The sequence below is a fragment of the Streptomyces actuosus genome (genome assembly GCF_016921115.1).
In the GTDB taxonomy this organism is placed as follows: Bacteria; Actinomycetota; Actinomycetes; order Streptomycetales; family Streptomycetaceae; genus Streptomyces; species Streptomyces actuosus_A.
Map to the genome: position 1 here is coordinate 1 of NZ_JAFFZS010000271.1, position 387 is coordinate 387.

Annotated in this window: 1 protein-coding gene; it reads left to right on the forward strand. The window is 19.9% G+C overall.

Annotated elements, in window-relative coordinates:
* Window positions 1–187: 187 nt before the first annotated feature.
* On the forward strand, window positions 188–387 hold a 200-nt coding region (locus JS756_RS39180), incomplete at its 3' end, for a hypothetical protein (protein WP_205387522.1).

Below are 387 nucleotides of genomic sequence, written 5' to 3' on the forward strand. Positions count from 1 at the left end.
TACTTCTATTTTATATGCTAGAATAGGTATAATTATATTATCTTATTGTATATATTTATCATACAATAATTTATTTATAACATATTTAGATAATGGTATAGGGTTATTTGGAGGTCTATTCTATACATCCTCTGTGACACAAGTATTTCATATGTTAATATTTATTATTAGTTTATTAATATTAAATATGACAGGATTCTACCCAAGAAAACTTGTATCTAGTGAATACATGAGTTTTTATAAATTATTATTTACAAAATTACAATTTTTAAAAAACTTAGCTGTATCTAATATAATATTAAAAAAAGGAGAACAATACACAATGATAGAGTATACATTAATGTTATTATTTATAATAATAGGTAGTATATTATTAATATCAAGTAG